General features: G+C 71.0%; 7 protein-coding genes. 1 reads left to right on the top strand and 6 read right to left on the bottom strand.

Features of this window, described 5'->3' with window-relative positions; translation table 11 throughout:
* Positions 1-9: 9 nt before the first annotated feature.
* Positions 10-576, top strand: a complete 567-nt coding sequence (locus tag ACFVMC_RS12495) for a hypothetical protein (protein ID WP_379209630.1) — start codon at positions 10-12, stop codon at positions 574-576.
* A 1-nt stretch (position 577) separates the two neighbouring features.
* Here ACFVMC_RS12495 and ACFVMC_RS12490 read toward each other — a convergent pair whose 3' ends face one another.
* The 6 genes from ACFVMC_RS12490 to ACFVMC_RS12465 all read right to left on the bottom strand — a co-directional run bounded on the left by ACFVMC_RS12490 (position 578) and on the right by ACFVMC_RS12465 (position 15290).
* Positions 578-4948 (bottom strand): CHAT domain-containing protein, encoded by a 4371-nt coding sequence (locus ACFVMC_RS12490; RefSeq protein WP_379209628.1) that lies wholly within the window; start codon positions 4946-4948, stop codon positions 578-580.
* Positions 4949-5126: 178 nt separating this feature from the next.
* Positions 5127-7679: a hypothetical protein gene (locus ACFVMC_RS12485; protein ID WP_379209626.1), complete on the bottom strand. Its 2553-nt coding sequence runs from the start codon at positions 7677-7679 to the stop codon at positions 5127-5129.
* Positions 7680-7689: 10 nt separating this feature from the next.
* Positions 7690-9621 (bottom strand): hypothetical protein, encoded by a 1932-nt coding sequence (locus tag ACFVMC_RS12480; RefSeq protein WP_379209624.1) that lies wholly within the window; start codon positions 9619-9621, stop codon positions 7690-7692.
* Positions 9622-9639: 18 nt separating this feature from the next.
* A complete protein-coding gene (locus ACFVMC_RS12475) occupies positions 9640-13359 on the bottom strand; it encodes a phage tail protein (RefSeq protein WP_379209622.1) in 3720 nt (1239 codons plus the stop codon).
* Entirely contained in the window at positions 13356-14912 is a 1557-nt protein-coding gene (locus tag ACFVMC_RS12470; RefSeq protein WP_379209620.1) for a baseplate J/gp47 family protein, read from the bottom strand. Before ACFVMC_RS12470 ends, ACFVMC_RS12475 begins: the two co-directional genes overlap by 4 nt.
* A 12-nt stretch (positions 14913-14924) precedes the next feature.
* Positions 14925-15290: a GPW/gp25 family protein gene (locus ACFVMC_RS12465; RefSeq protein ID WP_379209618.1), complete on the bottom strand. Its 366-nt coding sequence runs from the start codon at positions 15288-15290 to the stop codon at positions 14925-14927.
* Between the last annotated feature and the right edge of the window lie 4 nt (positions 15291-15294).

The following is a 15294-nucleotide window of genomic DNA, read 5'->3' as shown; positions in this document are numbered from 1 at the left end:
CGGTGCGCGATGACCGCCGCGCTCGGTGCCGTGCCGGCCGAGGTCGACTGCCGCCGCCTGGAATTGCTGACGGTCGTCAACGACCGCGCCCGCTGCGAGAAGTCGATGTCGGCACTGCTGGACCGGGCGGCGCGACGCTGGCTCGGCCGCACCGGCCAGGGCGAACTCGCCCCGGGACGCGGCTGGCACACGATCGACCGCGGCGAACAGTTCGGCGGTGCGGACAGCCCGATCCGCCTGATCGAGGCCGCTGCCGCGGGCACGGTGCTGCGCACCGGCAATCTGGCCACCGATCTCGCCGCCACGCTCATGTTGCATTCCCGCTGCCCGGCGCTGGCGGATTCGATCCAGTTGCCCGACCGCATCACCCCGCCGTCGAGCCTGCGGATCACCATCTACGGCTTGGACGGTGACGACCTCGCCCTGGCCGAATCCCTCGTCGACGTGCTGACCCGCGGTGACGCGTTGACCATCCTCGATCGCATCACCCAGGCGATCACCGTGCACGCCGGACCCGACAGCACCGACCCGCGCGGGTGTGGCTGCGCCGCCGTGACCGATCTGCGCGCCGGCTGACTCACGCGCCGTAGTGCAGATGCGCGGCCCAGCGCGTGGGCAAACGGGGGTAGGCGTCGCGGTGCCGCCGGACGGCCTCGTTGAGCGCTTCGGCACTGCGTTCCGTGTGGGGCGCGGAAGTGCCTTTGTCCGTGAGGTTTTCGTAGAATCCCGTGGCGACATCCAGCGCGGATTGATCGTTGATCGCCCACATGGTGCCGATGACGTGCCGGTAGCCCGCGAGCTGGGTGGCCGCGACCAGGTGGATCGCCTCGTCCGCGGTATTCGGGTGGGTGCTGGTGGTGTCGCACGCGGACAGGTAGGCGAGTTCGGCGTCGGTGAGATCCAATCCGATCAGCGCGTTGACCGTCAGCGGCTGCGTGCGGTGATCGTGCAGCATGATGTAGCTGACGGCCGGGTTGTCTCGTTCGGTTTCGGCGTGGCAGGCGAAGTGCGCGATCGAGTGTGATCGCAGCGCCTCGGTCACCGACGCGTAGGTCGCCGCGTCCTCCCGCAGGATCATCGGCTCGGGCAGCAGCCGCGCCACCCGTTCGGTCTCGGCTTCGGCACTGGGCAGCGCGGCCGCGTCGGGCGTGGTCGGCATCGAGACCAGGAGCGCGGCCGGTTCCGCGGAACGGGATCGCTCGAGCCGCGAGTACCACAGTGCGCCCAGGTTGGCCGTGTAGGAGCAGATCGTGCGGTCCAGGACGGTCCGATCGCCGCCGTCGTGGTGCCCGGCGGCGTGCAGCGGCAGCAAGGCCACCGCGCCGATCGGCGACCACCAGATGCGCGGCCGCCGCGCGGCGATCCCGGTGACGCCCAGGTGTCGCAGTACCGGTTCGGCGATAGCGTCCCACTGCCAGGCCAGCACGTTGCGCAGGCTCGGCTGCGCGGCCTGGCGGGCGCGCAGATCGCTGCCGACCGCGGCGATGTCGACGGCCCGCCACAGGTCTATGACCTGATCGGCCAGACGAGCGCTGGTCAGCTCGGGCAGCGCGACGACCCGGACGGGCCGCTGCGGATCGTCGGTCACGATCAGCGCGCCGCCGCCGGAATCGTCGCCCGCGTAGCACAGCACGATCGGGCCTTCGGCCGCCGCCGCACGCAATGTGTCGATGCCCGGTGGCCGCAGGAATCGGCGGAACCGATCCAGCGCCCGAATCCGCTCCAGGATCTCGGTCCAGCGCCGATCCAGCGCGAGTCGTTCGTCCGCGACGTCGAGCACCGGCCGCTCCGGCACGTAATCCGGTTCGAGTACCTCCCGGGACAATTCGGTCAGTTCCAGTTCGGCGGCGCGACGGCGAATCGCCTCGAATTCGGCCGCGAGCTCCGGCTCGAGCTCGCGTAATTCCGCGAGATCCCTGCGCTCGTACACGGTTTCACTCATCAGCTGCCCGCGGGTCTGCTCCAGGAGTTCCACCGCCCATTCGAGGTGATCGGCGGCGACGCCGACCGCGGCGATATCGCGCGCCAAACCGCTCTGCTGCCGCAGTAGATACACCCGGTCCGCGCGCATCAGCCCGCGCGGGGCCACCAGTGGCATGAGTTCCACCGCGCGCTCGAGCTCCCGCAGCGCCGAATCGTGCGCGCCGAGGCGGACCTCGAGCGCGGCGAGCAGGCGACAACCCTTGACCTGCAACGCGATCGGCGCACCGGAGAGGCCGCGCAGCGCGGCCCGAGCGGAATCGAACAGTGCCGCGCGCTCGGCGTCGAAGCTCAGCTTCTGCACGATCGCGCCCAGGTTGTAACGCAGGACCGGCAGGAGCGGGCTGTCGTCCGGGGCCAGTGCCAGCGCCGTCCGGCAGAGTTCCGCGGCCTCGTCGAGCAGTTCCGGTTCCGCGGTCTGCCCGGCCAGCTTCACCATCGCGCCGGCCAGATTGACCAGCCGCAGCGGACGGTTCGGATGGTCGTCGGCGGTCTGCTCGAGCACGTCCACTCGAATCCGCACCGCCTCGGCCAGCGCGCCCTCGTCGCGTGCCGACTCACCGAGCAGAACCAGATGCAGACTCAGATTGTCGAGATAGACCTCGCGCTCGCCCCGGTCCGCGGGCATGGTCGCCGCGGCGTCACGGCTGACGTCGACGGCCTGCTGGATGAATGGTCGAAAGTTGGTGCGCTCGAACTGGGTTCGGAGCACACCGCTGTAGACATCGAGTGCTCCGGCCCGCGCGGCCGGGTCCGTCGCGGCGGCGATCGCGGCCCGCCCGTGCTGTGCGGCCTCGTCGAGCAGCAGGAGATCGCCGGTCCGTTCGAAGAGGACCTGTAGCGCGCGGCTGGAATCGATACGGATCCGGACGTGCTCGGGATGATCGGCCGGCGTGACGGCTTCGGCGGCCCCCAGCTCGGCGACCGTCTTTCGTGCGGTCTCGGCGCCGGCCCTGCGCTCGAGCAGATCCACACTCAGGCTCGCGTGGCGGCGCAGACAATGTGCTCGATCAGGGTGCTCGGCATCCAGGACTTCCAGGGTGGCCCGGCCGATGTCGACGGCCGCCTCGAGGTCGGCCGACGCGTGCGTGACGTGATAGACGGCATCCAGATTCTCGCGGAGAAAGCCCAGGCGCTGTGCGCGCTCCGGATGCTCGGCAGGGGTCGCCTCGATCGAGGCGCGTAGCGTCGCGACGGCCTCGCGCATCAGCGGCAGATCGTCGTCGAGGGCGGCGGCGGCCTGCACGGCGATGCCGAGATTGTTGAGGGCGAGGTGGCGGTGCTCCGGCCGGGCGACCGCGACAGCGGCCCGATGCGCGGCTATCGCCTCGTCCAGCAGGGCGCGCTCCCGGGTCCGGGAGTACAGCAGCATCAGCGAATTCCCGAGGTCGCTGTGGTGCGGTCCGCTGTCTGCTGTCTCGTGCGCGCTCGCGGCGACCGCGGCCCTGCCCAGGCGAACCTTCTGCTCCAGCAGGGCCGGATCTCCGATTCGCTCGTGCACCCAGCCCAGCGCCCAGCTGACGCGGGTGAGCCGATCGGCTGCGGCGGGTTGTTCCTCGATGAGGTCGGTGACGATCCGATGCAGTACCGCGGGGTGGCCGGTTGTCTCGGAAAGGTGGTGCAGCGCTTGACCGAGATTGTTCTGGAGTGAGTCGTCCAGGGGCCGGGCCGCATTGTCGGCGACGGCCGCGCACAGCAGCGTCAGCGCTTCGCCGAGCAGATCCGGATCGTCGACGGCTCGCGCGCGGGTCGAAAGCATGCTGCCCAGATTGCCGCGAATCAGCGCGTATTCGGGTGTCCCGACCGCGGTCCCGGTCAACGACTCCCGGAGCAATTCGATCGCCTCGTCGAGGTCCGCGAGGTGCCGGCTGTGCCCGTAGCCGACGAACAGGCTGTTGCCGAGATGACTCGCTACTCCGGCTCGCGCTTCATGCTCTGCCGGAAGAACTTTCAGCACCGCACGCCAGGACCGGGTGGCGTCGGCAGTGTCGGCCCGGTCCTGGGTACGGAGATAGAGTTGGTCCTGGGCGGCGCCGAGACAGGACAGCAGTTGCGCCCGATCCGGGTGGTCGACGGGGGTATCAGCTACCGCGGCATCGATTTCCGCCACCACCGCACGATGTGCGGCCACCTCCTCCGTGCGCGCGGACCTGGCGAGCAGGACATCGGTCAGCATGCCGAGGTACATGCCGCGCTCGGCGATCCCGGCGGCGGCCAGCGCCGCGCGCGCCACCTCGGCAGCGGCATCGAAAACAGCGGAATCCTCGCTCTGCCACGACAACCGATGCAGGGCCACCGCGACTTCGTAGAGTTCGCCGGACTGCTCGCTGACCTCCGCCGCCGGGTGCGCATCCGTCCACGGCTGCCACGCTTCGGCGAACTTGCCGAGCGTGGTCGCCAGCGCCGGGTCCGAGGCCGACATCAGCCCGGCCGCGCCGGCGAGCGCCACGATGGACACCTTGTGCACCGCGCCGTCGCCGGTCCGTTCGAACCATCGCAGCAGCGCGGTACCCAGGTTGTGCAGGAATCCCGCCTCGTTCGGGTCACCGGGCGGAGTTTCGGCCACGGTCGTCTCGAGACACCGGATCGCCTGGGCGAGTGCCTCGAGGTCGTTCGAGTACGCGTACACCGCCCGCCAGGCGCCACCGAGATTACTCAGGTAGGTGGCGCGATCGGGTGCGCCGGGTTCGGTCGCCGAAACCGCCCGCTGATGCGCGTCGATCGAGTGCCGCACATACTCGGTATCGGCAGTGCGATAGAACAATTCGGTCAGCACCAGACCCAGATTCGTCAGGCACGCGGCCTGCACCGGATCGCCGGGCGCACTCTCGGCGGAGACGACCCGCACCTGTTCGACCTGCTCCGCCAACATCGGCACATCCGCGCGCTCGATATGCAGCCTGCATGCCCGCGCCGCGAAATCGACCAGCTCGGCCACAGTCGCCACGATCGAAGACCGCTCGTCCATGATGCCCCCCTGTTCGCCGCACAGGACCTGTGATCACGCCGCGTCCCGGCAACGATACCGCCGCAGCCGGTATCCGGGGGCCGGTTATCTTCAGGCCGTCCAGCGCGGTCTGGCCTACGCCGAGGAGTTCCTCGACCTGATCACCGATCGAATCACCCAGGACGACAGCGGGCACCGATCATCCTCGGGCGCGGCGGAACCAGATCCAGGGCCGGCGCCGACGGCCGATCGGAATCGGTTCCAGCACACTCCCTTTCACCGTGATGGTGACGGTGCCCGACGCGCCGCGCGGGGTGCGCAGCACTCGGGTGTAGCCGCCGTCGTAGCGGCTCAGCAATACACCGCCGCCCGGGCTCGGATAGGTGACTCCGCGCATGGAATCCGGTATCTCACTGTCGAATTCACCGATATCGGTCTCGAACAGCACATCCCGGGGACGGAACGGGCCGAGATCGCCACCGTTGCGGTCGCGCGGGTGCACGGTGATCGCGACTCGCTCCCAGCCCCGATAGGACTCCAGCCATTCGATGTCGACGGAGGTGCTGGACGGATCGACACTGACGCCCACCCAGCGTGAAACCATGGCGGTGCGGGCGAATTCACTGCCGTCGGGCAGGGTGCCGGTAATGGTGAAGCGCCACCGGTAGCTGCCTTCGTGGCCGGTGTCGACGTACCGGTTGCGGTAGTCGCCGGTGTCGTCGGCGTCGAAGAGTTCGGCGGTGCCGTCCTCGAAGACGGCGGCCGGTGTCTCGCTGGGCAACTCCGGTTCGTTCTCCTCGCGCAGCAGCGACTGGATCATCAGGGCTTTCGGGGCCGCCGGATCGGGCGGCCGGGGACGGGCGGGGCGATACTCGAGCCCCGCGGTGGCCAGGATGGTGCCCAATGACACTGCGGGACGGACGAGTTCGACATGCACGCGGGCATTGCGGACCGGGTCGTCGCCGGCCCGGATCCGGCAGGTGATCTCGATCGGGTCGCCGGTGTCGTAGCAGTCGCGATCGAAACCGACGGCCACACGCACCAGCAGATCCTCGAAGGCGAGCAGCTCGGTGAGCGGAGCCGGCGCACCGCCGACCCGGTACACCACATGCCATTCGGTGCCCGGGACGGCGTTCTCGTCACCACCGAACAGCGCCGCGATATCCACCCAGGTCAGCACATGGGTGGCGAACTCCAATTCGGTCCCGCTGACGGGCACCAGCGGACCGCCCGACTGCGGCCGATACGACAGCTCCACCGTGCCGCCCGGCGTGGCATGCACCGAGAACACCACCCGGCGGGCGCCCGCGGCGACCAGCACGGTGTATTCGTTGCCCGCGCCGGGCGGATTCACCTGGGCCGTTTCCACCCCGGCGGCGAACGCGGCCATCTGCCCCAGCGCGGCGGTGAGCTGACCGACCTTGGTCAGTTTGACGTATTTGCCGCCCGAGTCCACCGCGAGCGCGTCGAGTACGTCCTCCTGCACGGTCGCGCCGAATCCGATGGTGTACAACGACATCCGCTGATCGACAGCGAACCGGGCCCCGGTTGCCCGCGCCACCTCGAAGCGCTGCGTGCCCGACGGGGCCGGACTGTTCGGATCGACCACGACGGCACCGGCGTTCTCGTACCCGTCGGTGAGCAGCACCGTGGTGAAATGCGGGTCCGCGGCGATACCGGCGGCAGCGAAGTCGTCCATCGCCGCCACCAGCGCGTCGCCGACCGGCGTGCACGCACCCGGGCTGCCGAAGGGCACGCTGGTCAGCGCCGCGTTGCCGAGTGCGGACAGCCCCAGGACGCGCTCGAGCGAACTGTTCGGCGTCGCGGTCTTCCAGGCGCAGCCGGAGTGGTCGAAGGCCAGCAGCGCGAGCCGATCGTCGCTGTGCACACCGGAGCGCATCGCGACGAACAGCCCCGCCAGCACCTCCGCCGCCACCACCGCATGGGCCCAGCGCCCGCCGAGCGACATACTGCCGGACCGGTCCAGCACCAGTGCGAGCCGTTGCGGCCGGGGCCTCACGCTCAGCGTGCGGCTCGCCGAACCGCTCAGACCGGTGCCGGTGTAGGTGACGCGCAGCGTCGCAGTGACGGTCCGCGCCTGATATACCGTCGGCAGTGCGCACACGAGCGTCGGATTCGGGCCGGTCTGCGGAAACTCGGTCAGCACAACGGGTCCGGTCTTGGTCCAGGCGAATTCGAGGGCCGGCGCGGCGCCCACGGCGGTCGGCCCGGCGGTGCCCGCGGTGCAGGTGAGGGTGTCGCTCTCACGCACGGTGCCGCCGGACAGGGTGGGCGCTGCCAGGGTGAAGGACGCCGCCGGATCGCAGAGCACGCGCCGAATGGTCCGGTGGCCGGGCTGATTCGCGCTCTGGCCGATATCCCAGGTGGTCGCGGCGCTCGCGGTGGCGCGTACGGTCCAGACCTCCCCGGCCGCGGGATTCGCGGTCGCCAGCACCTCGGCGCTGATCACCAGGTCCGCGCCCTCGGCCGCGACCTCGGCGACGATCCGGCGATCGGGGAACGGATTGCCGGTGTTGGTGGCACCGGCAGCCGTCGGCAGCGCCAAGCTGATTCCGGCGTGTTCCAGCGTGACCGCGGGTGCGCCGGTGGTGGCCGGATACCGCACCGTGAAGGTGCCGAAGTGCTGTGCGACAAAGACGTTCAGCGACAGCTCGGCCAGCAGGCCCACGGAATCGTGGGCGCGATAGACCGGCTGGTCGAATGCGCTCGGCGTGATGGACGGCGAGGCCATGGCTCCTCCTTCAGACCGCGGTCACGAACCGCTTGGTATAGATCCGGACCTTCCCGGTGCGGGTGCTGACCCAGAACACCCACACCGTGGTGTCCGGACCGGCGACCGGGAACGGCAGCGTGTCGTCGTGCTCCGAACGCACCAGCTGACGTGGAGTCCCCCACTGCCCCACCGGGTCTCGCCGCATGGCCAGCAGATCACCCTGCCCGATCGGGCCCCGGGCCCAGATCAGCCAGAAGGTGCCGTCCTCCGCGTCTTCCACCGCACACGGTTCACGATCGGTGCTGTCGCCCCCGCCGAGTCCGGACACCGGGGGCTGCCAGGTGTCGGTGAACCGGCTGGCGTTGATACCTGTCCCGGTTTGCCAGAACAGCCACGCGCCGCCGCCGCGCGGGCACAGCAGGAACGGCGGTGCGGTCGATCCGCCGGGCGGATCGGCCACTTTCATCGACGCGCTCTTCTCCCCGGTGCTCGGATTCAGCCAGGTCGCGAAGATGCCCTGAGCGGTCACCATGACCGTCCAGATCCGGCCGGTGCTGTCGAGCGCCGCGTGGAAATCGCGGATGGTGGTGTCGCGCGAGGCCAGTTCGGTCGGCCCCTCCACCCAGTCGGAGGTGACCATGTTCCAGCGCCGGAAGTACCAGCGGTCGGTGACCTGGGCGCCGGGCACCGTCTTGTGGAAGAACACCGTCGCCACCGTCCCGGCGACGATGACGAACGGATTGTCCTCGGCCACACCGGGAGTCACGGCGACGGGCAGTTCGGTCGCTGTCGCCAGCTCGCTCAGCGTGCCCCGCTTGGCCTGGATACCGGCATTGGGCCCCGACTCGCTCTGGTAGACCACGAACAGCGTGCCGTCGGGCAGTTCGGCGACCGAGGGATGGGTGTGGCCCACACCGCGTGTCACCTGCACGGTGGTCGCGAAGCCGCCGGCCAGGTCGTCCAGCCCCATTCGGGACGCGTACACCTGCTCGTTGTTGCCGCGATCGCTGGTGAACAGCACGACCAGCCCCCCACTGCTGTCGCGCAGTGTGGCGCGCCCGAGATTGTCCAGCGCGTCGGATTCGGGCGGCGGTGGCGCGACGGGTTGCTCCGGTGTCATCGGCAGCTGGCCGCGCAGCAGCGCGTTGATCGCGTCGCGCAGACTGACCGGCGGGCGGTCGAAACCCGCGCGATAGTCGGTCGAGCTGGTGCCGAGCACATCCTCGATCAGGGTGGCGGGCGGCAGTTGCAGCCGCTGCTGCCGCCGGTCGGTGACGTCGGTGGCACGCACCGTACCGTCCCCGGCGCGCCGGGTCAGCACCGCCAGCAGCGAATAGGAGTGTCCGGCAACGACATCCGGATCGGTGCCGTGCGGAACGGTGGTTCCGGCCCGGACCCGCACCACCCAGTCCCGGCGCACCCGCGCACCGGTCTCCACCCCCAATCCGGCGTGCAGCAGCCGGGTGTCGTCATCGGCGGTGACGAAGGACTCCCACACGTCGAGGACGACCGCGACGTGTCCGTCCACGGCGGCGTCGACCAGTCGGCGTACGGGCTCCACGCCCAGCTGTTTCGCCAGCGCGGCCGCACCGGCGCGATCCTCGTGCAGATCCTGGTCGGTGAACGCGATGTCGGAGGCGATGGTGGCGTCGAGTCCGTCGACCAGAATCCGGCCCACGCCCCGCAGACCGGCTTCCCCGACGGGGATGTTCGCGTCGGTGGCGGTAGCGCCCGCGCCGATGGTGAAGTCGTTGACCGCGCCGGTGCCGACGATGTGGAATCCGTCGTTGCCTTCGGGCACGCCGTCCCCGACGAACCATTTCAGATAGGCGCGCAGCTCGAACTTGCGAATGTCGTCGAGTTCGTTCAGGTCGACGTCGGCGATCGGAGCACCTTGCAGGATACGGACATTGACGTAGCGAGCCAGTGGATCGAAGGTGCTCGCGGAGATCTGGGTCATGGTCGTCCTCCCGGTGGGTCAGCGGTCTGGGATGCCGACGACACGCACCTGCGCCGCCACGAAACCGGCCAGCAGCCGGTCCAGGCGGCGCGCGTCCGCCGCGTCGACAGCGGTTCCGGTATGCCCGGGACCGGCATGGATGGTCACTGCGCCCGGCAGATAGCGTTCGCCGGGCGCGGGCTCGTCACCGCGCGGGCGCTGCGGTGTGTAGGCCAGCAGGTCGCCGAAGGTTCCGGCGGCGGTATTGCGGGCGGCGTCGTCGAAGCTCACGGTCCGGGTACCCGCGTAGCGGCGCAGCGAGATCTCCGGTGCCGCACGCCCGGTCGCCGATTCCCCGAGTACGGCGGGTGCGACATTGCGATCGCTGCGGAATATCAGGGTCGGCGGTGCGGCATCGGGCAGCACCGCCGGATCGGTATCGGAGGCGGGTCCGGTGGTGACCGCGACGGGAGCGGACACCGCACCGGCGGCGTTCACCTGTACGCGCCAGATCCGGTCCCCGCCACCGCGATCGGAGCGGAAATACACCCGCAGCGAGCCGTCGGCCGCGGGCACGAGCACAGGTTCGCGATCCTGCGCGCCGAGGGCGGTCAGTTCGGTGACGGCGGTCCACGCCGTCGCACCGGCGGCCCGGCGGCGTAGGGTGAGCTGCCAGGTGCCGCCGGTCGGCGAACGCTGCCGGCGCGCGGCTGCCAGCAGCACCGTTGTCCCGGCGCGAGCCAGATGCGGCTCGCGTTCGCCCGCGGCCGAGTCGGTGACGAGGTCGAGCGCCGACCACGGCTCGGTCATCGTGACGACGATGCCCGGCCCCACCTGCCGCGGTGTCCAGCGTCCACCGGGCACACGGCCGAAAGTGCCGTTCGTGGTGGCGACCCAGGTCTCCTCGCCCGTGGCCACGATGGCACGGCAGTTCGGTTCGGCGACCCCGGCCGCGGCGCCGTGCAGAATCCGTCGCCCGGTATCACGGATCTCCACGACACCGGCGGCGGTGGCCAGCCAGACGGTGCCGCCGTCGACGGCGAGATCGCGCACGTCGGCGGCGCGGGGCGCGAGATCGGTGAGATCGTCGGCGCGGACGGCGTCGCCGTCGATCCGGAGGACCCCGGCGGCGGTGGCCGCCCACACCGCGCGGTCGGGGGCGATCAGGATGCGCCGCACGTCCGGGCGGGCAGCGGCGCGCAGCGTCGTCCAGGTCTTGCCCCGCCACACCGCGATCCCGGTCGGCGTGCCGGCCCAGACGCTCCCGTCCAGGCCGACCGTGATGGCGCGAATATCGTTGGCGGGCAATCCCTGTGCCGTCGTGAACGCGGTCCACGCACCGGCCTGGTCCCGCCGGCTGACGCCGCCCGCGGTGGCGACCCAGACGCTGGCGTCCGGGCCGATCGCGACGCCGCGCAGCGTGTCGGAGACCAGGCCGCCCGCGGTGGATGCCTTGGTGAAGGTGGTCATCGCACCGGCGGCGTTCCGTGCGGTCAGCCCCGCGGTGCCGGCGATCCAGACGGTGCCCTCGACATCGGTGACCGCCTCTCGAATATCGTCGGCGGGCAGGCCCTGGGCGGTGGTCAGGGTCGTGATACCGGTCGGGGCCACGATGTTCAGCCCGGCTCGGGTCGCGACGAGCAACCGACCGGTCCAGCGGGTGGTGATCAAGCGCCAGCTCTCGGCGTCGTGCAGGCTCCAGCACAGCCGCACCGCGCCCTCGGATTCCGCCAGCGCGGCGCAGTCGGCGCTGCGTCCGGCGGGCGCGGGCACTACCCGGCGCGCTGGGCCCCAGTCGACGGCGGCGTCCCAGCTGCCCCGTCCGATCGCCTCGCGGTTGCCGAATCCCAGCGCCCAGGCTCCGGTGGAAGCGGCCAGGTCGACCCGCAGTGTCGCGTCGGGTCCGGCCGCTTCCGTTTCCACGACCAGCCCGTGCATGTCCGCGGCGCGCACACCGGCCAGCTGGGCATTCATGGCCGCCGCCACTTCTGCCGCGGTGGCGGCGGCGGGATTCGCGTAGTCCTGGGCGCGCACGGTGAAGCGCTGCGCGACAACAGATCCCGTGAACGTGACGGTCGCGCCCGGAACCAGCGCGAACGGTGCGGCGAGCTCGGCGCGCAGCCGCGCCGGAAGCGGCGGCGCGGGGACGCCGATCCGGAAGTACGGCGTCGAGCCGTCGGTGGCCGGATCCGCGATCCAGGCGCACCACAGTCGGTTACCGGACAGCGCCACCAGGGCCGGATCGGATTCGGACCGGCTCATGGTTCCGGCCTCGAAGCCGTCGCCGCCGATCGACCGCGCGCTGTACCAGCGCTCGGCCCGCCGGGCAAGGACCCGCAGATGCGGGGTCGGCGCATCGGCGGCGCTGGTGCTCGCGTAGGCGATCCAATGGACGCCGGCGGCATCGACGGCGGCGGCCAGGCGGCCTCGCGGTGCGCCGTCCAAGCTCAGCAATGTCGCCGGTGCGGCCGAGATCGCCACCCGCGCTTCGGATGTCGTGCGCAGCGACGCGATGCGCAGCTTCCCGCCGACGACACTCGCGCGCACCCCGGGCACCCCGCGCCCGATCACGACGGCGACCTCGGCGGCCGTGGCCGCGCCGATCCGGGCGAAATCGGCGGCCGACAGTCGCAACACCATCGGGGGCCCGCCATCGACCGCCACCCGCAGCCGCATGCCCTCCGCCAGCGGATACGGTCCGGCCACCGCGGTCACCTGGGTACCGGCCGCGCCGGCCAGCCCGAGCGCCACCGCCGCGTCGGCACTACCGGTCCAGCTGCCGTCGGCCCGCTCGACGGCGGCGTGGAGATTGCGCTGCGGCGGGGTGTTGGTACGCGAGAGCTGTTGTGCCGCTTCACTGATTCGCGCGGTCCAGCCGGTGTAGTGGGTGACGAGTTCGGCGATGCCCGCGACGGTGCCCGCGGTGCGGTACCGCTGTGGCGCGGCGGCGATCTCGCCGCGCAGCCGGGCCACCTCGCCGGGCACACCGGCGATATCGGCACTGCTGGGTTCCCAGCCGATCCACTGGGCAAGCAGGGGAAGGTATTTCGCGTCGGTCCGGGCGATATCGCGCAGGTCGCGCAGGCCGTCCGCGCCGCCGCGCAGCGCGCCGACCGCCATCCCGAAGACATCGACCAGTCGCCGCAGCTGACCGCCCGCCGCCCCGGCCTCCGGGAACCAGCCGGTCCCGGCATCCACCGGCCGGGTGCGGGTGTCGGCGCGGCGATACACCTCGGGTATCGCCTCGTACAGCGCGCGATGGTAGTGATACACCCCCGCGGGAGTCGCACTGACGCGCGAGACCTCCGCCGGTGTCGCGTCGGAGGCGATCCGGTAGTAGCAGGTGCGCCCGGGTTCGAGTGGCCCGGCGGCGCCCGCGTCCAGTAGTTCGACCTCCTGGCGCACCAGTGCGTGATCGGCACGCCGGTAGGTGTGCACGGTGGCGCGCAACACTTCTCGCAGGCCGGCGCCGTCGCGATGGGCGACGCTGACCACCTCGCTGGTCCGGCGCAGACCGTCGACCAGGTCCACCGTGCCGGGCAGTCGGCGCACCGCGACCGCGCTGTCCTCCGGGGGCGGGAACCCCGCGCTGTCATACACCAGATGGGGCCCGGCGGCGGCCGGGAAGTCGAAATCGTGCGACTTCCGATGCACCGTGACGCGCGGCAGAGCGCCCGTCTCATCGGGAATCACGGTCCAGGACAGCAGGATTCGACGCCCGATCAGATCGGCGGACGCGCGCGGGCCCACGATGGTCATGGCCGGGCCTCCCGGATCTCGAGGGCGCCCAGGACCGGGATCTCGAATTCGCCCGCCTCGATCCGACCGCCGGGCGCGATATCCGCCGATACGGCGTCGCGCACGAACACCGGCAGCCCCTCGAGGGCCGGCAGACCCGCCGCGGCCAAGGCGGCCTCGAGATCGGGCGCGGGCCGATCGGCGCGCCGGAACCGGTCGACGGTCGCGCCGAGGACACCCGGCACCGACTCCACGACCGCGTAGACCTCGCTCAGGTAGACGGTCTGCCCGAAGTCCCGTTCGGCGAACGACAGCAGCCGCGCGACGGCCGAACCCACCGCCGCGGGCACCGTGGTCGGCGCGGCCCGCCGGTCCACGACGACCGAGACGGTGATATCGATCGGCGCGGGCCGCGCGCCGAACACCGAGACCAGGGTGGTCGCCGGGCGCTTGTCCTCGAAGTAGGCGATCAGATGGTCGCGCAAGGATTCCGGCAGCGGGCCGAGCCGGTCACCGGCGGGTGCGACGTACAGGTCCACCCGATTCCAGGATCGACTGTGCACCCGCACCTTGGCGACGGCGCCGGAACGCCGGGCCAGGGCCGCGTAGTCCTCGGCCGTCACCGCCCGCTGCATCGATCGGAACAGCTGCGGCGCTGTGCGAATCGCGCTCTGCGCCGACTCCGCGGCGCTGCCTCCCGCCGCCGGATCCGGATTGGTCACCGCGGCCAGGGCCGGGATCGGCGTCGCCGCCTCGGTGATCGCTCCGGCCGCGACATTGCCCCGCGCCCCGACGCACACCCGGTAGCCCGCGCGAATATTGTTCGCCGCCACCGGCGGACGCCGAGCGGCGAACACCACCTGCGGTGTCTCGCTCGCGTCGACGACGAGCCGATACTCGCGGGCGGTCGAATCCGATACCGCGCCGGTCGACCGCGCCCACAGCACCCACCCCGCGCCCTCGTTCACCTCGACTCGCACCGAGTCCAGATCGATGTCTCGATCCGGCAGCGCCACCATCTGATCCGGCACATCCGCCCCGGACCCGATGACCACCGGCGCGGACACCAGTCCCTGGGTGACCGGCAACCGGTCGTAGTGCACCAGCTGCGCGCCGGGATCCGGGCGCACCTGACTCGACCGCAGGTCGAGCACCAGATCCGGCCCCAGATACAGGAATTCGATCGCGCCCTCGGCGGCCACCTGGGCACGGAACCGGCTGCCGGTGGCGACCGTGACGCGATCCGGATCCGCGGGCGCGACCGGCGCTCGAAAGCTCAGCCGCAGATCGGCGCGGGCGGGTGCGGGCAGCGCGAACTCGTAGCCGATCAGCCGCAGCAGATCTACCAGACCGGCCCGCTCGGTGGCCGTAGACGGGAACAGTTCGCTGGCGATCCGGTCCTGGTAGTAGGCCACGACATCGCCGCAGTAGGCGAACAGGTCGATCAGCACCATGATCAGATCGGAGGGCGAGCGGTCGGTCCACTCAGGCAGCCGCTGGGCGGCCAGGCGCAGCAGAGCCGCACGCAGCGAGGCGTAGTCCTTGTCGGTGTAGTCGATCGCGGGCGTGCTCATCGGATGCCTCACTCAGGCCAGAGGAATGATCGCCAGGCCCGAGGCCGGTGCGTCGGCATGCACGTAGCGCAGCGCCAGCTCGACGGTCCCCCCGCTGCGCCGGACCTGCGCGCCGGTGACGACAACCCGTGTCTCCCAGCGGATCACAGCTTCCTCGGCCTGGCGGCGCAGCAGGTCGGCGGTGACGTCGTCGTCGGGTTCGTGCGCCAGCGCGGCGAGATTGGACCCGTACTCGCGCAGCATCGGACGTTCGCCCAGCCGGGTGCCGAGCAGCAGCATCAGATCTTCCTGAATCTTGGTGGCGCCCGCGCTCCAGACCGCCGCCCCGGTACCCGGGTCGATGCGGAACGGAATGGACGGGCCTCTCGGTTCGGTCATGGTC

The organism is Nocardia sp. NPDC127579 (assembly GCF_042672005.1).
Classification (GTDB): Bacteria; Actinomycetota; Actinomycetes; order Mycobacteriales; family Mycobacteriaceae; genus Nocardia.
This window is presented reverse-complemented; position numbering and strand designations above follow the sequence as displayed.